The 21,256-nt window shown below is 63.7% G+C and carries 19 protein-coding genes; 9 read left to right on the top strand and 10 right to left on the bottom strand.

Going from position 1 to position 21,256, the window contains the following annotated elements; genetic code table 11:
* Positions 1–16: 16 nt before the first annotated feature.
* The 4 genes from IVA78_RS31050 to IVA78_RS31035 all read right to left on the bottom strand — a co-directional run bounded on the left by IVA78_RS31050 (position 17) and on the right by IVA78_RS31035 (position 4,999).
* Entirely contained in the window at positions 17–1,234 is a 1,218-nt protein-coding gene (locus IVA78_RS31050; RefSeq protein WP_247469298.1) for a substrate-binding protein, read from the bottom strand.
* A gap of 4 nt (positions 1,235–1,238) precedes the next feature.
* Positions 1,239–2,096, bottom strand: coding sequence for a branched-chain amino acid ABC transporter permease (locus tag IVA78_RS31045; protein WP_247469297.1), 858 nt, complete (start codon positions 2,094–2,096; stop codon positions 1,239–1,241).
* 36 nt (positions 2,097–2,132) lie between these two features.
* On the bottom strand, positions 2,133–3,647 hold the full coding sequence (locus IVA78_RS31040) for an amidase (RefSeq protein ID WP_247469295.1): 1,515 nt from the start codon (positions 3,645–3,647) through the stop codon (positions 2,133–2,135).
* Between the two features lie 167 nt (positions 3,648–3,814).
* The gene (locus IVA78_RS31035; RefSeq protein ID WP_247469293.1) at positions 3,815–4,999 is read right to left on the bottom strand and encodes an ABC transporter substrate-binding protein; all 1,185 of its coding nucleotides are present in this window, start codon (positions 4,997–4,999) and stop codon (positions 3,815–3,817) included.
* A gap of 179 nt (positions 5,000–5,178) precedes the next feature.
* Here IVA78_RS31035 and IVA78_RS31030 point away from each other — a divergent pair, with 179 nt between their 5' ends.
* A complete protein-coding gene (locus IVA78_RS31030; protein WP_247276280.1) occupies positions 5,179–5,622 on the top strand; it encodes a MarR family transcriptional regulator in 444 nt (147 codons plus the stop codon).
* Between the two features lie 376 nt (positions 5,623–5,998).
* Here the strand turns inward: IVA78_RS31030 and secA are convergent, their stop codons facing one another.
* Positions 5,999–8,839: a preprotein translocase subunit SecA gene (gene secA, locus IVA78_RS31025; RefSeq protein WP_247469292.1), complete on the bottom strand. Its 2,841-nt coding sequence runs from the start codon at positions 8,837–8,839 to the stop codon at positions 5,999–6,001.
* A 353-nt stretch (positions 8,840–9,192) separates the two neighbouring features.
* On the opposite strand from secA, the gene IVA78_RS31020 reads away from it, so the two are divergent.
* Positions 9,193–10,104: a peptidylprolyl isomerase gene (locus tag IVA78_RS31020; RefSeq protein WP_247469291.1), complete on the top strand. Its 912-nt coding sequence runs from the start codon at positions 9,193–9,195 to the stop codon at positions 10,102–10,104.
* 103 nt (positions 10,105–10,207) lie between these two features.
* The gene (gene argJ, locus IVA78_RS31015) at positions 10,208–11,449 is read left to right on the top strand and encodes a bifunctional glutamate N-acetyltransferase/amino-acid acetyltransferase ArgJ (protein WP_247469290.1); all 1,242 of its coding nucleotides are present in this window, start codon (positions 10,208–10,210) and stop codon (positions 11,447–11,449) included.
* A 171-nt stretch (positions 11,450–11,620) separates the two neighbouring features.
* Here argJ and IVA78_RS31010 read toward each other — a convergent pair whose 3' ends face one another.
* Positions 11,621–12,946, bottom strand: a complete 1,326-nt coding sequence (locus IVA78_RS31010; RefSeq protein ID WP_247469289.1) for a TadE/TadG family type IV pilus assembly protein — start codon at positions 12,944–12,946, stop codon at positions 11,621–11,623.
* Positions 12,947–13,082: 136 nt separating this feature from the next.
* On the opposite strand from IVA78_RS31010, the gene mutT reads away from it, so the two are divergent.
* Positions 13,083–13,493, top strand: a complete 411-nt coding sequence (gene mutT / locus IVA78_RS31005) for an 8-oxo-dGTP diphosphatase MutT (RefSeq protein WP_247469288.1) — start codon at positions 13,083–13,085, stop codon at positions 13,491–13,493.
* Between the two features lie 121 nt (positions 13,494–13,614).
* On the opposite strand, the gene IVA78_RS31000 is transcribed toward mutT, so the two are convergent.
* The gene (locus IVA78_RS31000) at positions 13,615–14,484 is read right to left on the bottom strand and encodes a methyltransferase domain-containing protein (RefSeq protein WP_247469287.1); all 870 of its coding nucleotides are present in this window, start codon (positions 14,482–14,484) and stop codon (positions 13,615–13,617) included.
* Between the two features lie 193 nt (positions 14,485–14,677).
* Between IVA78_RS31000 and IVA78_RS30995 the strand changes: the two genes are divergently transcribed.
* Genes IVA78_RS30995 through IVA78_RS30980 form a run of 4 tightly spaced genes read left to right on the top strand, consistent with a single transcriptional unit; the run spans position 14,678 to position 17,158 of the window.
* Entirely contained in the window at positions 14,678–15,487 is an 810-nt protein-coding gene (locus IVA78_RS30995) for a ComF family protein (protein ID WP_247469286.1), read from the top strand.
* 35 nt (positions 15,488–15,522) lie between these two features.
* Positions 15,523–15,798, top strand: coding sequence for a glutaredoxin 3 (gene grxC, locus IVA78_RS30990; protein WP_247276437.1), 276 nt, complete (start codon positions 15,523–15,525; stop codon positions 15,796–15,798).
* A complete protein-coding gene (locus tag IVA78_RS30985) occupies positions 15,795–16,673 on the top strand; it encodes a carbon-nitrogen hydrolase family protein (RefSeq protein ID WP_247450043.1) in 879 nt (292 codons plus the stop codon). The genes grxC and IVA78_RS30985 overlap by 4 nt, the downstream gene beginning before the upstream one ends.
* Positions 16,670–17,158: a DUF1178 family protein gene (locus tag IVA78_RS30980; protein WP_247276274.1), complete on the top strand. Its 489-nt coding sequence runs from the start codon at positions 16,670–16,672 to the stop codon at positions 17,156–17,158. The genes IVA78_RS30985 and IVA78_RS30980 overlap by 4 nt, the downstream gene beginning before the upstream one ends.
* On the opposite strand, the gene IVA78_RS30975 is transcribed toward IVA78_RS30980, so the two are convergent.
* From IVA78_RS30975 to IVA78_RS30965, 3 genes are all read right to left on the bottom strand, one after another.
* Positions 17,155–18,054 carry an EamA family transporter gene (locus IVA78_RS30975; protein WP_247469285.1) on the bottom strand — a complete coding sequence of 300 codons (900 nt, stop codon included), beginning with the start codon at positions 18,052–18,054 and terminating at the stop codon, positions 17,155–17,157. The two genes, IVA78_RS30980 and IVA78_RS30975, sit on opposite strands and share 4 nt — an antisense overlap.
* A 268-nt stretch (positions 18,055–18,322) precedes the next feature.
* Positions 18,323–19,090 carry a bifunctional 2-polyprenyl-6-hydroxyphenol methylase/3-demethylubiquinol 3-O-methyltransferase UbiG gene (gene ubiG, locus IVA78_RS30970; protein ID WP_247469284.1) on the bottom strand — a complete coding sequence of 256 codons (768 nt, stop codon included), beginning with the start codon at positions 19,088–19,090 and terminating at the stop codon, positions 18,323–18,325.
* Between the two features lie 14 nt (positions 19,091–19,104).
* Positions 19,105–19,572, bottom strand: a complete 468-nt coding sequence (locus IVA78_RS30965; RefSeq protein WP_247276271.1) for a PH domain-containing protein — start codon at positions 19,570–19,572, stop codon at positions 19,105–19,107.
* A gap of 153 nt (positions 19,573–19,725) precedes the next feature.
* On the opposite strand from IVA78_RS30965, the gene IVA78_RS30960 reads away from it, so the two are divergent.
* Positions 19,726–20,982 carry an aspartate kinase gene (locus IVA78_RS30960; protein WP_247469283.1) on the top strand — a complete coding sequence of 419 codons (1,257 nt, stop codon included), beginning with the start codon at positions 19,726–19,728 and terminating at the stop codon, positions 20,980–20,982.
* Positions 20,983–21,256: the final 274 nt, after the last annotated feature.

The raw sequence follows: 21,256 nt of genomic DNA, 5'->3' as shown, positions 1-21,256 counted from the left end.
GGCTTCCCATTCCGCCTCAGCATTCCTTGGGATCGACAAGCCCGTCGCTGCGAGCGACGATCTCATAATTGCCGCCCTTGGCCACCGCGGTATACATCTTCATCTTGCAGTGCCGCTTGCCCGGCACCATCTCGGCAGGTCCGCCGGGGCCTTCAGCGATCTTGGCGTGGTCGAGCGCGCCGGCGACGGACTCGCGGTCGACCTTGCCGGCCTCCTTGACCGCTGCTTCCCACAGCTTCAGGCCGCGATAGGTGCCGGTGGCGGCGCTGCCGGCGGCGAACAGGAAGTTGCCCGGGAAATCCTTCTCGTAGGCCGCCTGGATCTTTGCGTCGAAGGGGCTCTCCTTGGTCAACACCTTGAAATAGTCGAGGCAGCTTGCGAGCCCCTCGATCTCGGCGGCCTGATTGATGTTAAGCGTGTTCTCATCATAGTAGACGCAGGCCAGGCGCCCGCCGTTTTTGAGGAATCCGGCTTCATAGAGCTGCTTGAAGAACGGCCCGACGCCAGGCGGAATGACAGTGTTGAACACGACGTCGACCTTGTTGGAGATGATGCGGTTGACGGTCGCGGAGAAATCGACCTGGTCGAGCGGATAGTATTCCTCGAACACGACCTCGCCGCCGTTCGCCTCGATCACCTTGCGGGCATAGACGTTGAGCGTGTGCGGCCAGACATAATTGGCGCTCGGCAGCGCGAACTTCTTGCCGCCGTTCTTGATCAGCCAGGGGATGAACTCGTCACATTGCTGCGCCGGCGTCGGCCCGGTGCAGAACAGGTAGGGCGTGCATTCCTTGCCTTCATAGAGCTGCGGATAGATGTAGAGCGTCTTGCCGCGTGCCACGATCGGATCCTTGATCGCGTTGCGCATCGAGGAGGTGATGCCGCCCAAGACCATGTCGACCTTGTCGCGCTGGATCAGCTTGCGGACGTTGCCGACGGCGACGGATTCGTTGGAAGCGGTGTCCTCGATATAGAGCTCGAGCGGCCGGCCGAGCAGGCCGCCCGCGGCATTGATCTCCTTGATCACCATCTTGGCGACATTGGCATCGGCATTGCCGGCATAGGCGATCGGGCCGGTGAGGTCGGTGGCGATGCCGACCTTGATCGGGGCTTCGGCCGCATTGGCCCAGGGAGCCGGAATCACCCAGCTGCCGACGCCGGTTGCGACCGCACCGGAGGCAAAAGCAAAATTGGAGAGAAAGCGGCGCCGTGAGAGCTGAGTGCGATCGAACATGTGACTAAACCCCTTTTCCTGCGATGAGGCCCTGCGGACGGAATTTGATGAAGACGATGGCGAGCACGAAGACCAGCACGTCGGCGACGACGGGCGCCATCACCCACGGCAGCGCCGCGCTGAGCGTGCCGATGACGCCGGCGCCTGCGACCGGTCCGATGAAGGAGCCAACGCCGCCGACCATGACCGCGACAAAACCCTGAATCAGAAAGCGCAGGCCGAGATCGGCAAACAGGCTGAACACCGGCACGATCAGCGCACCGGCAAGGCCGGCAAGCGCGGCGCCAAAGGCAAACGTGGCGCCGTAGATCAGCGGTGTAGAGATGCCCGACGCGCGTGCCAGCGACGGATTCTCCAGCGTGGCCCGCACGCGCAGGCCAAAGCTCGTGCGCGACAGCAGCAGATAGCAACCGCCCATCACCAGGAGCGTGATCACGATAATGGTGAAACGCCAGGCCGAGATGTGCATGGCGCCAATGTCGAGCGAGCCGCCGATCGGCTCCGGCACGGTGAGGTAGAAGCCGCCGATCAGTCCGCGCACGGATTCCCGGATGATGAGACCGAGCGCATAGGTGCCGAGCATGGCCACGATGGGCGCGGCATAGAACCGGCGGATGATCAGCGCCTCCAGCACGAAGCCGAGCGCGCCGACCACCAAGGGCGCCGCAGCCATGCCGGCCCAGATCGGCAACCCCTTGGCGTAGGCGAGATAGGTGATGTAAGCCCCGAGCAGGACGAACTCGCCTTGCGCGAAGTTGAAGATGCCCATCATGCTGGCGATGATCCCGAGCCCCAGCACGATCAGGACGATGATCGCGCCAAAGCTCAGGATCTCGAACGCCGCGACGAACGCGTTAGCCATGCGTTGCGTTTCCGTTCGCCTGCATCGAAGCCTCGCTCACATTTTTTTCCAGTCGCCGATCTGCTCGAAGGCATGGGCGGCGCGGTAGATCGTGGATTCCTCGAACATGCGGCCGACCAGCATCAGGCCGACGGGCAGGCCGTCGACCATGCCGCAGGGCAGCGACATCGCGGGATGATGGGTGATGTCGAAGGGCGCGGTGTTGGAGATCATCTCGAGCGCGCGGGCTACGTATTCCTCGCGGCTGGCATTGGGCTCCGGCAGCTTGGTCGCCTTCATCGGCGTGGTTGGCATCAACAGCAGATCGTAGTCGCTGAAGGCCTTGTCATAGGCCGCGGTGAGCCGGCGGGAGATGTTGAGCGCCTTGCCGTAGAAGCGTGGGCCGAAATTGTTGTTGATGTAGGTGCCGAGCATCATGAACAACTTCGTGGTCTCGGACAGCGAGTCGGCCTGCCGGCGCCAGCCGCGGTGAAAATCCATCAGGGAGGTCGAATAGAGATCGCCGCGGCTGAGGCCGTAGCCGTCGCCGAACATCATGGTCTGGGTCAGGCCTTCGGTGCCGATCGGGGTCCAGATCGCGCCGCCCAGGAGGTGCATCGGGATCGATACAGTCTCGACGCTGGCTCCAAGATCCTTGAAGCGTTTTGCCGCCTCGCGCACGCTTTCATTGACCGCCGCCTCTGCGGCCGGCTGCTCAAAGCCTTCCTTGACGATGCCGATCTTCATGCCCTTGACGCCCTGGCCGAGCGCCTTGGTGTATTCCTCGACCTTCGGCGCCTTGATGCGCGGATCATAGCCGTCGTCGCCGGCGAGCACTTCGAGCAGCAGCGCGTTGTCGGCGACCGTCGCAGTCATCGGCCCGGTATGATCGACGTAGATCTCGATCGGCATGATCCCGGTATAGGGCACGAGGCCCCAGGTCGGCTTCATGCCGTAGATGCCGCAGAACGAGGACGGCATGCGGATCGAGCCGCCCTGATCGCCGCCGATCGCCATGTCGACCTCGCCGAGCGCAACCACGACGCCAGAGCCTGACGACGAGCCGCCGGCCGAGTAGCCCATCTTGTGCGGATTATGCACTGGCCCGTACGAGCCGGTGTGGCTGCCGCCGGACAGGCAGAAGTGCTCGCAATGCACCTTGCCCTTGATCTCGGCGCCGGCATCCAGCATGCGCGTGACGATCGTGGCGTCGAAATCGGGCACATAGCCTTCCAGCGTCGACGACCCGTTGGTCATGGGAACGCCGGCCAGCATGATGTTGTCCTTCAGCGCGACGGTCTTGCCCTTGAGCTTGCCGCTGGCGGCGCCCTTTACGGTCGACCTGCGATACCAGGCATTGCGCGGGTTCTCTTCGGCCGAGGGCCGATAGCCCGGCGTGCGCGGGTATTTCACCTCCGGCACCTCGTCCGGCATCGCGGCGACGAGATTGTAGGCTTCGATCGAGCCCTGCATCAGGCCGCGGAACGAGGCGACGTCGTAGTCGGTCAGCGAAAGGCCGCACTGCTCCGCGACGCTGCGAAGTTGGGCTGGCGTGGGAAGGACAACTGTCACGGCGCTCTCCTCAAAGGCTTCTTGATCCCTGGCGTGGACGGAAGCCGCATGGTCCCGCGCCTGCACAGCGCGGGACCAATCGGCATCGCGTCGATATTACAGACAGAAATATTTTCCTTTTCAAGTATTATTTCGAAAATCCGCCTGGACCACTCGACAATCTCGTTTCAGACCGGCTTGATCAGCTTGAAATCGAGACCGTCAGCCTCGGCGAGATACATCTGCATCCGGGCGTGACCGTTGCGAACGGTGACCGGGCCGCGCGCGCCGCCATAAACGATGTTGCGCCCCGCCGCGAGCATCGGAGCCATGGACAACGAACCTGCCTTATTCGCGACGGCTTCGAGGAAACGCAGGCCTTCGTAACTGGACTGGCCGAGCGAGCCGATCGGCGGAGCGTTTGGTCCGAACATCGCGCGATAGCGGATCTGGAAGTCGTCGTTGCTCCGCGAGCCGATGCCCGGGAAATAGCCGGAGGCGCAGAACATGTTCTCGCTGTTGTCGGCGCCGATGCCGAGCAGGACCGTCTCGTCCATCGCGCCGGCCAGCCGCAGCGTCGTCGCGGCAAGCCCGCATTCGCCGAAGGCACGGTTGAAGGTGATGCTGTCGGTGCCGATCAGCGAGATCAGCACGACATCCGGTCTCGCGGCGCGGATGCGCGCCAGATGAGGCTGGTGATTATCCTCGCCGAGGGGAACGAACTCCTCGCCGACGACAAGGCCGCCGGTTTCCTTGATGTAATTCTTCACGGCGCGATGCGACTGCCAGGGCCAGACATAGTCGCTGCCGATCAGGTACCAGCGCGACGCCTTCTTGACCTCGGCGAGCCAGTGGATCGAGGGCCGGCTCTGCCAGCGCGGCGTCTCACCGATCGCCATCACGCCCGGCGTGCACTCGCCACCTTCATAGACCGGCGTATAGATGTAGGGGATGTAATGACGCGTGGTGACGTCGCGCAAGCCGACACGGACCGCGCTGGTGTGCAGCCCGACGATGAGATCGACCTCGTCGAACGCGATCGCCTGCTCGGCGCGGTTCAGCACCTCGTCGAGCGGTCCGCCAGCGTCGTAAATGGAAAGCTCGATTTCGCGCCCGAGGATGCCGCCGCGCTTGTTGATCTCGGCAACCGCGAGCTTGGCGCTGTTGGTCGCACAGGGGCCCCAAACTCCAGGCGAGCCGGTGCAGCAGATGAAGCCGCCGATCCGCAGCTTGTTCGCGCGGCGCCGCTTGAAGAAGGCGTGATCCCTGGGCGACAAGACACCATCAGCCGCCGATGACGACAGATTCCTGAACAGCAAGGACGGCGGCAACGCCGGGCCGCCGTGAGCCGGGAAGTTCACCGTCGCGCGCACGCCAACTCCTGTCTGGGACCAGACTTGAAAGCACATTGAGCAGGCGGCCGCGGCTTCCGCCCTTTTGTTGGGCAATGATCCTATTTTGAAAATATTGAATATTCAACAATTGAAGTGCATATAGATGCGGCATTGATTGCAAGACATTCACTCATTTGGGTCAAGACGAAGTCTTAGCCGTGGCAAAATCCTCGAAAGAAAACTCACCGATCACCGATCACCTCGCCTATCTGCTCGCGCAAGCCAACCGGGAGATCAACCGCCAGCTCGAGCTGCGGTTGAGCAAGGAGGGCGTGCCGGTCGAGCAATGGCGCATCCTGAAAGTGCTGTCGGATGGCAACGGACATTCGATGGGCGAACTCGCGGATGCCGTGCTGCTCAACCATCCGACATTGACCAAGATGATCGACCGCATGGTTTCGGACACGTTGGTCTACCGCGTTCAGGATCCGAACGACCGCCGCAAGGTGCTGATGTTCATCTCCGACCGCGGCAAGGTGCTGAGCAAGAAGCTCAACTCGCTCGCGGTGGACCAGGAGGAGCACATCCTGGAGAGCTACGGCGACAAATCGACGAGTGAGCTCAAGCGGCTGCTGGAGAGCTTGATCGACAGCTCGAATTGAGGTGAGTAAGTTCGGCTTCTCGAAGCACTCCGTCCTGGACAAGCGAAGCTCTGGCAACGCGCAGCGTTGTTCGGGGCGAAGCGCTGATCCAGGGCCCATTACCGCCGCATTTGCTTGGCGAAGACACGCGATTGCCTGCGTCGCGCCGCGACTTGCCCTGGGTAATTGGCTTCGCCAGGACGACGGTCGGGTGAGAGCTGGGCGCGACACGCTCAACTGTCATCGCCCGCCTTGTGCGCTGGAGCAGGCGATCCAGTATTCCAGAGACGGTCCCGATTGAGCCGAGAAGCCGCGGCGTAATGGATCGCCCGGTCAGTCGGGCGACGACAGTCGAGAATGAGGCGCCGGTGTTGCGCCCCACTAATACATTCAAGCCTTACGCGTATCTGCCGTGGCAGTGCTTGTACTTCTTGCCCGAGCCGCACGGGCAGTCCTCGTTGCGGCCGATCTTGCCCCAGCTTGCCGGGTTCTTGGGATCGCGAAGGGCGGCATCAGTGGCCTGCGCTCCCAGCGAGACGCTGGCGATAGCCATTTCGTCTTCGCCGGTGTTCGGGTCGAACTTGTGCGCCTCCATCGGCGGCAGCAGCGGGGCTTCCTGCTCCGGCGGGACGATCTCGACGCGCATCAGCTGCGCGGTGACGGCCTCGCGCAAATGTGCGCTCATCTCCTGGAAGAGATTGAAGGCCTCAGTCTTGTACTCCTGCAAGGGATCGCGCTGGCCGTAACCGCGCAGACCGATGACCTGGCGCAGATGGTCGAGCATGATCAGGTGCTCGCGCCAGAGATGGTCGAGCGTCTGCAACAGAATGGTCTTCTCGACGTAACGCATCACGTCGGGCCCCCATTGCGCGACCTTGGCCGCCATGTGCTCGTCGGCTTTGGTCTCAATGCGGGTCAGCAGCTCCTCGTCGGCGATTCCCTCTTCCTTGGCCCATTCGTCGACCGGCAGGTCGAGATCGAGCACGCGCTTCAGCTCGTCCTTCAGGCCCGCCACGTCCCACTGCTCGGCATAGGCATGCTCGGGCACGTGCTTGGCGACGAGATCGTCGATGAAAGCGTGGCGCATGTCGGTGACGGTCTCGACAACGCTCTCGTCCTTCATCAGCTCGACGCGCTGATCGAAGATCACCTTGCGCTGGTCATTCTGGACGTTGTCGAACTTGAGCAGGTTCTTGCGGATGTCGAAGTTGCGCGCCTCGACCTTCTGCTGCGCCTTCTCCAACGCCTTGTTGATCCAGGGATGGATGATGGCCTCGCCCTCTTGCAGGCCGAGACGCTGGAGCATGCTGTCGAGACGGTCCGAGCCGAAGATGCGCATCAGATCGTCTTCGAGCGACAGGAAGAATTTCGAGCGGCCGGGGTCACCCTGACGACCGGAACGGCCGCGGAGCTGGTTGTCGATGCGGCGGGATTCGTGCCGCTCCGAGCCGATGATATAAAGGCCGCCCGGCTTCTTCACGGTCTTGGCCGGCTTGCTGCCCTTCGCCGGCTCGATCTCGATGGTCTCCTCGGCCTTCAGCACGAGATCGCGGAAGTGCGCGATATCGGCCTTGATCTGCTCGATCTTCTTGGCCTTCTCGGCCTCGTCCTCGATGCCTGCGGTCTCCTGCTGGATGCGCATCTCGAGCGAGCCGCCGAGCTTGATGTCGGTGCCGCGGCCGGCCATGTTGGTCGCGATGGTGATCGCACCGGGCACGCCCGCTTCGGCGACGATATAGGCTTCCTGTTCGTGGAAGCGCGCGTTCAGCACCGCGAACAGCTTTGCCGGCTTGCCGGCGCGGGCCGCAGCATAGAGCTTGTCGAGCGCGTTCTCCTTGCCGAAATCGATCTGCTTGTAGCCGTTCTTCTTGAGGAATTCGGCGAGCACTTCCGACTTTTCGATCGAGGCGGTGCCGACGAGCACCGGCTGGAGCCGCGAATTGGCACGCTCGATCTCGGCGAGGATCGCGCCGTATTTTTCCTGCTGGGTGCGGTAGACCTCGTCATCCTCGTCGAGGCGCGCGACCGGCAGGTTGGTCGGGATCTCCACGACCTCGAGCTTGTAGATGTCGAACAATTCGTCCGCTTCGGTCGCGGCCGTGCCGGTCATGCCCGCGAGCTTCTCGTACATGCGGAAATAGTTCTGGAAGGTGATCGAGGCCAGCGTCTGGTTCTCAGGCTGGACCTGGACGTGCTCCTTGGCTTCCAGCGCCTGATGGAGGCCTTCCGAATAGCGGCGGCCTGGCATCATGCGGCCCGTGAACTCGTCGATGATGACGACCTCGTTGTCGCGGACGATGTAGTCCTTGTCGCGCGTGAACAGCGTATGGGCGCGCAGCGCCTGGTTGATGTGGTGCACGACGGAGACGTTCTCGACGTCGTAGAGCGACTCGCCCTTGAGCTGGCCGGCGTCGCGCAGCAAGGTCTCGATCTTCTCCATGCCGGCTTCGGTGAGCGTCACCGTGCGCTGCTTCTCGTCGACGTCGTAATCAGTCTTGTCGAGCTTGGGCAGGAACGAATCGATGGTGTTGTAGAAGTCGGAGCGGTCGTCGAGCGGGCCGGAGATGATCAGCGGCGTGCGCGCTTCGTCGATCAGGATGGAATCGACCTCGTCGACGATGGCGAAGAAGTGCGGCCGCTGGACCATGTCCTCGAGCCGGTACTTCATGTTGTCGCGCAGATAGTCGAAGCCATATTCGTTGTTGGTGCCATACGTGATGTCGCAGGCATAGGCCGCCTTGCGTTCGGCATCGTCGAGGCCGTGCACGATCACGCCGGTGGTCATGCCGAGGAAGCCGTAGATCTGCCCCATCCAGCCGGAGTCGCGGCGGGCGAGATAATCGTTGACGGTGACGACGTGGACGCCCTTGCCGGCGAGCGCGTTGAGGTAGACCGCGAGCGTCGCCACCAGCGTCTTGCCTTCGCCGGTCTTCATCTCGGCGATGTCGCCCTCGTGCAGCACCATGCCGCCGATCAGCTGGACGTCGAAATGGCGCTGGCCGAGCGTGCGCTTGGCTGCTTCGCGCACTGTGGCGAAGGCAGGCACCAGAAGGTCGTCGAGCGTCTTGCCCTCGGCGAGCTGCTTCTTGAACTCGGCGGTGCGGGCCTTGAGCGCTTCGTCAGAGAGTTTCGAGACCTCGGGCTCCAGCGCGTTGATCGCGTTGACGCGGGACTGATATCCCTTCACCCGCCGGTCGTTGGCGGAGCCGAAAAACTTGCGGGCGAGCGCGCCGATCATGCCTAGTTCCTGTGTTCGCGATTTAACCGCGTTGCAGCCAAGAAGTTGTCACCCGCCTGGCTATCAACTCACCGTGACGCCGATGGCGCCTTCAGCCCGGACTGCGGGGGTGGTCCGCCATATGGGTGGGAATTGAGCAAGTCTGGGTTCAACGGCCAAAAACGCAGCAAAATAAACGCTATCGCCATGGACGCGACCGGCCAGAGATATGGCCGGCCCCTAGCCTTGTCAACGGCGGCCGCATTGCGGCTAATTCATCATTTTGACAGACTTTTCGCGTTGCCAAGCCCCCCTGAATTGGGCGAGTGTCCGCCCCGCTCGAGCAGCCCCCTGCTTCAACATAAGGATTTTCCATGACCACCTCGTTCCCGGTAACCACCGGCCAGCGTTTCCGCCATGCGTCCGCCCTGGCCGGCTGCCTCGCTTTGGCGCTGTCCCTGGCGTGCGCCGGGCCGCTCCGCGCCGCCGACGATCCGGTGCTGGCGAAGGTCAATGGCGCGGAAATCAAGAAGAGCGACGTCGCCATGGCCGAGGAAGAACTCGGACCCAGCCTGGCCCAGATGGACCCGGCGACCAAGGACGAGAACGTCCTGTCCTTCCTGATCGACATGAAGATCGTCAGCAAGGCTGCCGAAGACAAGAAGGTCGCCGACAGCGAGGAGTTCAAGAAGCGCCTGGCATTCGCCCGCAACCGCCTCCTGATGGACAGCCTGCTCGCGGGCGAGGGCAAGGCCGCCACCACCCCCGACGCCATGAAGAAGGTCTATGACGAGGCCTCCAAGCAGATCACCGGCGAGCAGGAGGTGCGCGCCCGCCACATCCTGGTCGAGAGCGAGGACGAGGCCAAGGCGGTGAAGGCCGAGCTCGACAAGGGCGCTGATTTCGCCGAGCTTGCCAAGAAGAAATCCAAGGATCCGGGCTCTGCCGACGGCGGCGACCTCGGCTTCTTCACCAAGGAGCAGATGGTGCCGGAATTCTCGGCCGTCGCCTTCGCGCTCGAGCCGGGCAAGATCTCCGACCCCGTGAAGTCGCAGTTCGGCTGGCACATCATCAAGGTCGAGGAAAAGCGCAACCGCAAGGCGCCGGACTTCGAGCAGGTGAAGACCCAGATCGAGAACTACGTCACCCGCAAGGCCCAGGCCGATTACGTCGCCAAGCTGCGTGCCGAGGCCAAGGTCGAGCGGCTGGACCAGCCGGCAGCGGACGCCGCCAAGTCGGACGCCAAGCCGTCTGACAGCAAGATGGCGCCGCCGGCGAAGAAGTAAGAATTTGCTGTCACTTCGCTGACGCCAAGAGTATCTAAGCATCGCAATGGCCGGGCATCGCCCGGCCATCTGCATGTCAGACCCCACCAAGGCGCCCCCCGCGATGTCTTCGACCGTCTCCCCGCTCGCCCCAAAAACCGTTCCCGACATGCCCGTGATCGCGGGCGTCCGTCTTGCGACCGCCGAGGCCGGCATCCGCTACAAGAACCGCACCGACGTGCTGCTGGCGGTGATGGACAAGGGCACGGCCGTGGCCGGAGTCTTCACCAGGTCGAAATGCCCCTCCGCGCCGGTCGAATGGTGCCGCGCCAAATTAAAGGGCGGCAAGGCCCGCGCTCTGGTCGTCAACTCTGGCAACGCCAATGCCTTCACCGGCAAGACCGGCCGCGCCTCCACCGCGCTGACCGCGAAGATCGCGGCCAAGGCCGTTGGGTGCAGCGAGAGCGAGATTTTTCTCGCCTCGACCGGCGTGATCGGCGAGCCGCTGGACGCGACCAAGTTCGATGGCGTGCTCGGCCGCCTCGCCGAGAGCGCCGAGCCGGACGATTATCTCGCCGCGGCCAAGGCGATCATGACCACCGACACCTTCCCGAAGGTCGCGACCGCGACCGTCAAGCTCGGCAAGGCCAAGATCAGCATCAACGGCATGGCCAAGGGCGCCGGCATGATCGCTCCCGATATGGCGACCATGCTGTCCTTCATCTTCACGGACGCGCCGATCGCGCCCGCCGCGCTGCAAGCCCTGCTCAAGAGGGGCGTCGAGGACACCTTCAATGCAGTGACGATCGACGGCGACACCTCGACCTCGGACACGCTGCTCGCCTTCGCGACCGGCGCCGCCGCGAAACATGGTGCGCCGAAGATCAGCCGGGCCAGCGATCCCAGGCTGAAGGGCTTCGTCAAGGCATTCAACCAGGTGCTCGCCAATCTGTCCGAGCAGGTGGCCCGCGACGGCGAAGGCGCACGCAAGCTGGTCGAGATCACCGTCGAGGGCGCCAAGACCAAGGCCTCGGCGCGCAAGATCGCGATGTCGATCGCGAACTCACCGCTGGTCAAGACCGCGATCGCCGGCGAGGACGCCAACTGGGGCCGCGTGGTGATGGCGGTCGGCAAGGCCGGCGAGCCGGCCGATCGCGACAAGCTCTCGATCTCCTTCAACGGCATTCGCGTCGCCAAGAGCGGCGCGCGCGATCCGTCCTATGACGAAGCGCAGGTCTCGGAGGCGATGAAGGCACCGGAGATCGCGATCAAGGTCTCGCTCGGCCTTGGTAAGGGCCGCGACCGCGTCATGACCTGCGACCTCACCAAGGAATATGTCGCGATCAACGGCGACTACAGGTCCTGACTCTTCCGTGATTGAGGTGCGATGCGCGCAGCGCGCAGCGATGCACGCCTTCCCTCCAAGGATGAACGGCCGCGCTACCGCCGCACGGAGAGAACTGGGGCGCCGTTCCCCTGCGAGGGCCGCTGAAGAAGCGGCCGTCTCACGATGACGGCGATGGAGTTCTGCTTCATCTCACCCGGAGATCCGCGCGTCGGCGACCGCCTTCTTGAACAACGCATTCATCGCTTCGGAGATGCCCTGCGTCGGGCTGACCTCGAAATACAGGCCCGGCGAGGCGCAGCTCTGCATGTTCTGCGCGATCTCGCTGTTCGGCGACGGACCATAGGGGCCGGCATTAAATGGATTGATCCATTTCATGTACCAGCTGTTGGTGGGCAGCGCGAGATACGTCGTGTACAACACCGCAACCTTGACCCCGCGATCCCTCATGGCCTTGCACAGCAATGGGTTGAGCGGCGACTGGCATCGTGTGCTGCCTGAGAGCGGCTTCAGGCAGGCGGTGTTGCTCTCGTCAGCGACCCCGTCGGATACGAAGAACAGATATTTGAGCGGGCTGGATGACGTGCCGGGGCCGGGTGAACTGATCTCCTTGTCGATCGCAGGAAATATCGCGGTGAATGCCGTGTCCTGATCGCCGTTCTCGTTCTGGCCGTTCACCGACATCAAGTCGATCTTGCCGGCCGCCGACTTGGCGCTGGAGAGCGACGCCGACAGCGAGAACAGATTGCGCAGACCGATCGTGCTTGCGGAGCCGCCGAAATCATAGATCGCCATCCTGAACTGGTTTGAATAGGTTTCGGTTGCGCTCGCCGTGTCCATCAGCGACTGCGTGGCACTCCGAAGCACGTCGATCCGGGTGGTCACGCCGAGCTTCCTGGCAAGGTCGTAATAATTGTTCTTGTCCTTGAGATCGTGGCAGGCGAACGCGCACTTGTCCGACGTGTTGTTGACCATCGTCTGCACGTCGCCGGGCGTCGCGCCGACGCCCATCGAAGGCGAGTTGTCGAGTAGCAGGTAGAAGTCGATGTAGAGCGGCATGCTGGCCGTCGCGGTCGACGTGCCGCTCACGGTCAGCGCGGTCTTGCCGATCACGCCGAGAAACATGGTGTTCAGCTCGGCGCTGAATGAGACCGTGGACTTGACGGTCGAGCCGCTCTTGACCACCGTCGGCGTGATGTTCTTGAGCGTGTAGCCGGTCAGGTTGGCGCGGTTCGCATCAAAAATGTTCTGGGCATCGGTAACGCCGACGGAAATCGGGCCGTCCGATGTCATCGTGCCCGCGGCGGCAAAGGCCGGCGAGGACTTGGCCACCGAGCCGACGCTGGCCGCATCGGCCGCGCCCTGAAGCTTGGAGCGGATCTGCGTCGCACGAGAGTAGTCGACCGCACAGCCGACCACCGTGATCAGCGGCACGCAGCAGAGTGCGAAGATCACCGCGATATTGCCGCGCCGGTCATGGATGAATCGGCGGATGATGATGCCAATGGCAGCGCGCATGGAGCGGGACCCGGAATGGTTTCAGCGTTTCCACTCTAGGAACCGTCGATTAAATATGACTTATGGAGGCGGTAGAACGCGGCCCCAAGCGGGTTAACGAACCGTTGCGAGCGATCCTTCAGCAAACGACATGGGCATGGCCGATCTCAAACTCACACTGGTGGTGGCCTGCGCGCTGGTCGACGCCGACAAGCGCATCCTGATCGCGCAACGCCCCGAGGGTAAGGCGCTGGCCGGCCTTTGGGAATTCCCGGGCGGCAAGCTCGAGCCCGGCGAGCGGCCCGAGCAGAGCCTGATCCGCGAGCTCCACGAGGAGCTCGGCATCACGGTCGCCGAGCCGTGCCTGGCCCCGCTGACCTTTGCGAGCTACGGCTACGAGACCTTTCACCTGCTAATGCCGCTCTACATCTGCCGGCGCTGGGAGGGGCAGATTACGGCGCGCGAAGGCCAGGCTCTGGCCTGGGTCCGCGCCAACAAACTGCGCGATTACCCGATGCCACCCGCCGACATCCCGTTGATCCCGCATTTGATCGACTTGCTGATGTGAGCTCGGGGAGCCATCACGCTCTCAGCCTCATGCCTGGCTGTCCCGGGCATCCACAATCTTCGTGCCGAGCTGAATGACGTGGATGGCCGGGTCAAGCACGGCCATGACGGGGAGTGACAGCCTATATTTCTCTCGCCTTCTTCACCGCCTCGGCGAGGCTCGCCTTGGCCGAGCCGGGCTTGAGCGGCTGCTGCTGGCTCGCATGCGGGGCCCAGCCGGAGAGCCAGATGATATCGAACGTCGCACGGACGCGGCCGTCCGCATCGGCGAAGCGTTCGGTATAGATCTCGGCCATCCGCAGCAGCGTCGTGCGACGGCTCGGCACGCGCCGACGCTCGATCAGCACATTGGCCGCACCCATGCGGCGAAGATCCTGCATTAAAGCGAACGCATTGCCATAGCGTACCACGACACGATCGACGTCGGTGACCGGCAGCGCAAAGCCCGCGCGCTGTAGCAGCGCTCCGATGTCGCGCAAGTCCGCGAACGGCGCGACGCGCGGCGACACGCCGCCTTCGCATTCGGCTTCGGCGGCCGCAAACGCCTGACGCAGCTCGGTCAGGCTGTCGCCGCCGATCATGGCGGCGAGCAGCAACCCATCCGGCTTCAGGGCGCGACGAATTTGCGCGAGCACACCCGGCAGGTCGTTGACGAATTGCAGCGCCAGCGCCGAGATGATGAGATCGCGGCTCTCCGGTTCGAAGGGCAGCTTCTCCTCGCCGGCCGCACCCGACGCAATCCGCTCGATCGAACGTAGGCACGACCGCAACGTCGTGAGACCCTCGCCGGGTGTCCACAGATCCACCGCCGCATGAAATTCCCGCGTCACCGCGGCCAACCGGTCGGACATATCCTCGGCCACGCGATCGAGCAGGAAGGTGACCGGGCCTTGCGCAAGTGCGCGTTGCTGCCGTGCATGCAGCAAGGCGCGGTCGAACAAAGCGGGCGGGGTTTGCGGAATTTGGGCCATGCCGCTGGTTACGCCGATCATGCTGGCTATTGCAATCGGTCTCGTGTCCCGAACGCGGTGCGGCACCAAGCGACGCTTCCGCAGAGCCGGGACCCCACGCTTCTGCGCATGCGGCTCTTCTGGGCCCCGGCTCGGCAGCGCACTGCAAGAGCGCTGCGTCCGCGGCACGAGAGGGTGGCTTGAGCAGATGATCGTGGAACGCTAGCCTTCCCTGATGGAAGCCGAAACCGCTCCCTCCCGATCCATCGCCGCACCACTGCGTGCCGCGTGGACGGCTGGCCGTCAGGTGCTGTCGCGCGCTGCACGGCTCGCCCTCGACATCGCACTGCCGACGCAGTGCGTGTCCTGCCACGAGCCGGTCGACGGCGAGGGCGTTTGCGCTTCCTGCTGGGCGCGACTGTCGTTCATTGAACGGCCCTATTGCCCGCGGCTCGGCATTCCCTTTGTGTATGACCCCGGTCCCGACATGCTGTCGATGGAGGCGATCGCGAACCCGCCGGCTTACATGCGGGCACGCGCCGCGGTGCGCTATGACGATGTTGCGCGCACGCTGGTCCATGCGCTGAAATACCAGGACCGCACTGATTTGGCCCCCGCCATGGGCCGCTGGATGATGCGGGCCGGCGCAGAGCTGCTCTGCGGGGCCGACATGCTGATACCCGTTCCCCTGCATTGGCGGCGGGCCTGGCGGCGCCGCTACAACCAGTCCGGCGCGCTGGCGCGCATCATCGCGCGTCAGAGCGGGGTCGAGGTCCGGGGCGAAGTGTTGCGGCGGGTGCGCGCCACCGAGCAGCAGATCGGCCTGTCGCGGGCCCAGCGCGCCACCAATGTGCAGGGCGCGTTCCAGGTATCCCCCGACCGCCAAGCCGAGATTCAGGGCCGTCGCATCGTCCTGGTCGACGATGTCCTGACATCGGGTGCCACGCTGGATGCCTGCGCGCGGCCCCTGCTGCGCGCCAAGGCCGCCCAGGTCGACGTGCTGGTCTTTGCCCGGGTTGTCGAAAGCGGCCCCCGTCCCATATAATTCAATGAATTCATGACGTGAAAGCGCTGGACGCCATGACTGCTGCTGTCGAGATCTACACCCGGCCAGGCTGCGGCTATTGTTCCGCGGCAAGGTCGCTGTTGACCCGCAAAAAGGCGATCTTCACGGAATTCGATGTCGCCAAGAACCCGTCCTGGCGCCAGGACATGTACGACCGCGCCGGCGAAGGCTCGACGTTCCCGCAGATATGGATCGGTGGAACCCATGTCGGCGGTTGCGACGAGCTCTACGCGCTCGATCGTGAAGGCAAGCTCGACCGCATGCTCGACAGCGTCAAGGCCGTCTCATGAGCGAGGATCGGACCTTCACCGCCGCCATGGTGCAGATGCGCACCGGGCTCTTGCCCGAACCGAGCCTCGCGCAGGCTACCAAGCTGATCCGGCAGGCTGCGGCAAACGGCGCCGACTACGTGCAGACGCCCGAAGTCAGCAACATGATGCAGCTGAACCGTAAGGCATTGTTCGAGCATCTTCAGAGCGAAGAGGACGACGCCTCTCTGAAGGCGTATCGGGCGCTCGCAGCGGAACTCGGGATCCACATCCATGTCGGCTCGCTGGCGCTGCGTTTCTCGCCGGAGAAAGCGGTCAACCGCTCCTTTCTGATCGGGCCCGAGGGCAACGTGCTCGCGAGCTACGACAAGATCCACATGTTCGATATCGAGCTGCCGGACGGCGAGAGCTATCGCGAATCCGCCAATTACCAGCCGGGTGAGACGGCGGTAATTTCCGACCTCCCCTGGGGCCGCGTCGGTCTGACGATCTGCTACGATGTCCGTTTCCCTGCGCTCTACCGCGCGCTGGCCGAGAGCGGCGCATCCTTCATCACTGTGCCCTCGGCCTTCACGCGCAAGACCGGGGAAGCGCATTGGCACGTGCTGCTGCGTTCGCGCGCGATCGAGACCGGCTGCTTCATCTTCGCCGCGGCTCAAGCCGGCCTACACGAGAACAAGCGCGAGACGTACGGCCACTCCCTTATCATCGACCCCTGGGGCGAGATCCTCGCCGAGGGTGGCGTCGAGCCCGGCGTCATCATGGCCAAGATCGACCCGGCCAAGGTCGAGACGGCGCGCCGGGCGATCCCCTCGCTCCAGCACGGCCGCCGCTTCGGCGTCTCCGATGCCAAGGCCGGGCCGGACCATCTGCATCTCGTGCGGGGATCGGCATGATCCGATACGCACTGCACTGCGACCGGAACCATGCCTTCGAAAGCTGGTTTCAGAGCTCGTCGGCCTATGATTCCCAGGTGAAGCGCAAGCTCGTGACGTGTCCGATCTGCGGCTCGGCCAGGGTCGACAAGGCGATCATGGCCCCGCGCATCGTCGGCAAGAAGGGCCGCGGGCGCGCTACGCCGCCGCCGGAGCCCACGGCGTCCACTACGCCTGCACCCGAGGCTGCGCCGTCAGGACCGACCTCGCTGCTGATGGCGCAGGAGCGCGAGCTGCGCGCCAAGCTGAAGGAATTGCGCGACCACATCGTCAAGAACGCCGACAATGTCGGCGAGCGCTTTGCCAACGAAGCCCGCGCCATGCACTACGGCGACAAGGAGCATCGTCCGATCTATGGCGAGGCCTCGCCCGACGAAGCCAAGTCGCTGATCGACGAAGGCATCGAGGTGTCGCCGTTACCGGTGCTGCCGGAAGACCGGAATTAAGTCCCTACCAGAACAGCGACCCCGATCACGATCAACGCGATGCCTGCAAGCTCGCGCGGCGCGATCGGCTGCTTGAACGAGTAATACGCCACGCCTTGCGCGAACAGCACCTCGATCAAAGCGAGCGTGCGGACATTGGCGGCCGCGGTCAGCGCGAACGCCAGGAACCAGAATTGCGATGCGAAGGCGCCCGTGAAGCCTGCAAGCATCGACGGCCGCCATAGTCCCAGGATGCCCCGCAATATCTTCGGCGCGCGCCAGAGCAGATAGATCGTCAGCACCAGCGTCTGCACGAACAGGCCGAGCACTAGCGTGAAGGACGACGCCGTCACGAACGACACGTTCGGCACCGTGATGATCGCGCCGCGAAAGCCGACCGCGGAGAGTGCGAAGGCCGCCGCGGCGACGAGGCCGGTGATGGTCGGCTTCAACTCGGCAAAGCTCTTCTCGCCGCCTGGCCGGAGCGCGGTGATGACGACCCCGGCGGTCGCGATCACGATCGCGAGCACCTTCAGCGAGGTCAGGTGATCGCCGAGGAAGACGAAGCCGAAGATCGCGGTCTGGATCGCTTCGGTCTTGAGGTAGGCCGTCGTCACCACGAAGGAGCGGTCATTCATGGCGAGCAGCATCAGCCCGGTGGCGACGATCTGGCTGAGTGCGCCGAGCAAGAGCCACGGCCAGAACGCGACCGGCGGCATGCTGAGATGATCGCCGGAGAGGACCAGCACGGCCGCGAGAAACAGCAGCGAGAACGGGAAGCCGAACAGGAAGCGGATGTTGGTCGCGCCCCAGGTCCCCAGCGGCTTCGTCAGCGACCGCTGCATCGCATTGCGCGCGACCTGCCCGAGCGCGGCAACAACGGTAAAGGGAATCCAGAGGCTGGCGATCGTGAACATGGGATGGGTTGGCGGGCTATATGACGGCTCGTGCAAACTGCCGGCGACGCGACAACAGGTCAATCATGCCTGCGTCATAGGAGCGATGCTCTCGCCACACCCTCAGGTCATCCTGGACAAGCGTAGCACAGATCCAGGACCCATGACCCAGGGAGTGGCTTTCCGAAGACTCGTAGTTGCCACCTCGCGCCACAACTTCTCCCTGGGATAATGGGTCCTTGGCGGCCTACGCCAGGACGACACCAAATGAGTGGGATGCAGCGCGGCCTTACACCATCCCTTCCGCCACGACCATGTAGTTCACGTCCATGTCGGAGGAGAGGGTCCATTTGTCGGCAAAGGGGCTGTAGACCACGCCGGTCTGCTCGGTGATGACGAGGCGGTTGTCGAGCAGGTATTTTGCGAGCTCGTCGGGGGTGACGAACTTGCTCCACTCGTGGGTACCGCGCGGCAGCCAGCGCAGGACGTATTCGGCGCCGACGATCGCGAGCGCAAAGCTCTTCCAGTTCCGGTTCAGCGTCGAGACCACCATCAGGCCGTTCGGTTTCAGCATCGATGCGCAGCGCTTCAGGAAAAGACCGACGTCGGTGACGTGCTCGACCACCTCCATCGCCAGCACGATGTCGAAGCGCTCGCGCGGATCAATCTCCTCCACGGTGGTGCAGCGGTAGTCGATCGCGAGATGGCTTTTGTCGGCATGCAGCTTTGCGGCGGCGATGTTGCTCGCCGAAGGGTCGACGCCGATGACCTGCGCCCCCAGGCGCGACAGCGGCTCGCAGAGCAGGCCGGCGCCGCAGCCGATGTCGAGCACGCGCAGGCCGCCGAGGCAGTTGAGACTGCGCACATTGCGCTCGAACTTGCGGCAAGCGGCATCGCGGATGTAGCCGAGCCGCAGCGGATTGATCCGGTGCAGCGGCGCCATCTTGCCCTTGGGGTCCCACCACTCCGCCGAGAGTTTTGAGAATTTCGCGATCTCGGCGGCGTCGACGGTCGAACCCAGCGGAGTGGTTGCGGAAGTATTTTGCTGCATGCTCATGGTTACGCGCGGTCCTACCGCGTGGTGATCGAACTACGGAAAGCAAGCGGCGAGGCGATGGTCTTGATCGTCTCAATTCCCTCGCCGACGCCGCGAATCGTCACGTCGCCATAGTTGAGAATCCGTCCAAGAATGGTCTGGTCGACGTCGACGCTCTCGACCTTGTCCAGCGCCATCTCGAAGGTACGGCGCTTGATGAACCCGGTCTTGTGCACGACCCGGAGATTGGTGACGTCGGTCTCGGTGGTGAAGCGATGGAACCAACCCTTGATGGTCCAATACAAGGCCGCCAGGCCGACGAGACCCGCGGCTCCCAGGCAAAGCAAGACGAGCCAGTCAACCGTGACCTGCCGCGACAGGATCAGCAGCGCCAGCGCCACGATCCAGGCCACGATGGCCGGAAAATAGAAGATCCAATGCGCATTGGTCGAATACAGCACCCGCTCGCCCGGTTGCAGGATCTCGTCGATATAACGCGCCATGATCTGTGTTTAACCCACTAGCCCCGCACCTGCCCCCGCAGGAACCCGCTTGCCCCCGGCCCCGCCGCTCTGTATACGCGCGGTCGGTATCCGCGAGGCACCCGTCCGGTGCGGTCACCATACTGATCCTTATGAGGGAATGCACGCGTCGTCATGAGCCGCCTCGTGATGAAATTCGGCGGCACATCCGTCGCCAACATCGAACGTATCCGCAACGTCGCGCGCCATGTGAAGCGCGAGGTCGACGCTGGCCATGAAGTGGCCGTTGTCGTCTCGGCGATGTCCGGCAAGACCAACGAGCTGGTGGCCTGGTGCACCGAGGCCTCGCCCATGCACGATGCGCGCGAGTACGACGCCGTCGTGGCCTCTGGCGAACAGGTGACGTCCGGCCTGCTTGCCATCGTGCTGCAGGGCATGGGCATCCAGGCCCGCTCCTGGCAGGGCTGGCAGATACCGATCAAGACCAGCGACGCCCATGCCTCGGCCCGAATCGAGGACATCGACGGCAGCGAGATCATCAAGCGCTTTAGGGAGCGCAAGGAGGTCGCGGTGATCGCCGGCTTCCAGGGCATCAACCCCGAGACTGGTCGCATCACCACGCTCGGCCGTGGCGGCTCCGACACCTCTGCCGTGGCGGTCGCCGCCGCCGTCAAGGCGGACCGTTGCGATATCTACACCGATGTCGACGGCGTCTACACGACCGATCCACGAATCGTGCCGAGGGCCAAGAGGCTCGACAAGATCGCATTCGAAGACATGATGGAACTGGCCTCCCAGGGCGCCAAAGTGCTCCAGGTCCGCTCGGTGGAACTCGGCATGGTTCACAACATGCCGATTTTCGTCCGCTCAAGTTTCGACAAGCCCGAGGACATCGACCCGCATGCCAACCAGCCGCCCGGCACGCTGATCTGCAGCGAGGAGGAGATCATGGAAAGCCACGTCGTCACCGGTATCGCCTTCTCCAAGGACGAGGCCCAGATCTCGGTGCGCCAGATCGAGGACAAGCCGGGCGTCGCGGCCTCGATCTTCGGCCCGCTGGCGGACGCCAACATCAACGTCGACATGATCGTTCAGAACGTTTCTGAAGACGGCAAGACCACCGACCTCACCTTCACGGTGCCGGCCGCCGACTACACCCGCGCCAAGGACACAATCACCGCCGCCAAGGCCAAGATCGGCTATGCCCGGCTCGATACCGCCACCGACGTCGCCAAGATCTCGGTGATCGGCAGCGGAATGCGCAGCCATGCCGGCGTTGCCGCCCAGGCGTTCTCGGCCCTCGCCAGACGGAATATCAATATCCGGGCCATTACAACCTCCGAGATCAAATTCTCGGTTTTGATCGATGCGGCCTATACCGAGCTTGCAGTGCGCACCCTGCACACGCTCTACGGCCTCGACCAGACTTAGACGAATTTTCTCTTAGCGGTCGCAGCAAACGCGAAGGCGTCCACACATTCGCGTTTGGCAGGCGTTTTGCTTGGCAAAACAAGGCCCAATTCGCTATACGGCGAACAGGGTTGGCTGCCGAAAACTGTGCCCCAGTTGAAGCGGTGTCGATTCGGCAAAAGCGTCAAGGCTCACTAGATTGAGCTTGGGCCGGCGCCGGACGAGCAGGCTTTGTTGCTTTTCTGGATTTCTGGGCCAGCCGCCGACGGCCCTTTCGGGCTCGGCAGACGGAGGA

It is taken from the genome of Bradyrhizobium sp. 137 (genome assembly GCF_023074095.1).
Taxonomy (GTDB): domain Bacteria; phylum Pseudomonadota; class Alphaproteobacteria; order Rhizobiales; family Xanthobacteraceae; genus Bradyrhizobium.
The sequence above is the reverse complement of the archived record's forward strand: the minus strand, read 5'-3'. Positions and strand labels throughout refer to the sequence as shown.

What these genes read in the sequence shown, in the direction of transcription:
- argJ (WP_247469290.1), top strand. Translation starts at nt 10,208, where the DNA reads ATGTCTTCGACCGTCTCCCCGCTCGCCCCAAAAACCGTTCCCGACATG.
- mutT (WP_247469288.1), top strand. Translation starts at nt 13,083, where the DNA reads ATGGCCGATCTCAAACTCACACTGGTGGTGGCCTGCGCGCTGGTCGAC.
- secA (WP_247469292.1), bottom strand. Translation starts at nt 8,839, where the DNA reads ATGATCGGCGCGCTCGCCCGCAAGTTTTTCGGCTCCGCCAACGACCGG.
- IVA78_RS30960 (WP_247469283.1), top strand. Translation starts at nt 19,726, where the DNA reads ATGAGCCGCCTCGTGATGAAATTCGGCGGCACATCCGTCGCCAACATC.
- IVA78_RS30995 (WP_247469286.1), top strand. Translation starts at nt 14,678, where the DNA reads ATGGAAGCCGAAACCGCTCCCTCCCGATCCATCGCCGCACCACTGCGT.
- IVA78_RS31000 (WP_247469287.1), bottom strand. Translation starts at nt 14,484, where the DNA reads ATGATCGGCGTAACCAGCGGCATGGCCCAAATTCCGCAAACCCCGCCC.
- grxC (WP_247276437.1), top strand. Translation starts at nt 15,523, where the DNA reads ATGACTGCTGCTGTCGAGATCTACACCCGGCCAGGCTGCGGCTATTGT.
- IVA78_RS30965 (WP_247276271.1), bottom strand. Translation starts at nt 19,572, where the DNA reads ATGGCGCGTTATATCGACGAGATCCTGCAACCGGGCGAGCGGGTGCTG.
- IVA78_RS31010 (WP_247469289.1), bottom strand. Translation starts at nt 12,946, where the DNA reads ATGCGCGCTGCCATTGGCATCATCATCCGCCGATTCATCCATGACCGG.
- IVA78_RS30975 (WP_247469285.1), bottom strand. Translation starts at nt 18,054, where the DNA reads ATGTTCACGATCGCCAGCCTCTGGATTCCCTTTACCGTTGTTGCCGCG.
- IVA78_RS31050 (WP_247469298.1), bottom strand. Translation starts at nt 1,234, where the DNA reads ATGTTCGATCGCACTCAGCTCTCACGGCGCCGCTTTCTCTCCAATTTT.
- IVA78_RS30980 (WP_247276274.1), top strand. Translation starts at nt 16,670, where the DNA reads ATGATCCGATACGCACTGCACTGCGACCGGAACCATGCCTTCGAAAGC.
- IVA78_RS30985 (WP_247450043.1), top strand. Translation starts at nt 15,795, where the DNA reads ATGAGCGAGGATCGGACCTTCACCGCCGCCATGGTGCAGATGCGCACC.
- ubiG (WP_247469284.1), bottom strand. Translation starts at nt 19,090, where the DNA reads ATGAGCATGCAGCAAAATACTTCCGCAACCACTCCGCTGGGTTCGACC.
- IVA78_RS31045 (WP_247469297.1), bottom strand. Translation starts at nt 2,096, where the DNA reads ATGGCTAACGCGTTCGTCGCGGCGTTCGAGATCCTGAGCTTTGGCGCG.
- IVA78_RS31020 (WP_247469291.1), top strand. Translation starts at nt 9,193, where the DNA reads ATGACCACCTCGTTCCCGGTAACCACCGGCCAGCGTTTCCGCCATGCG.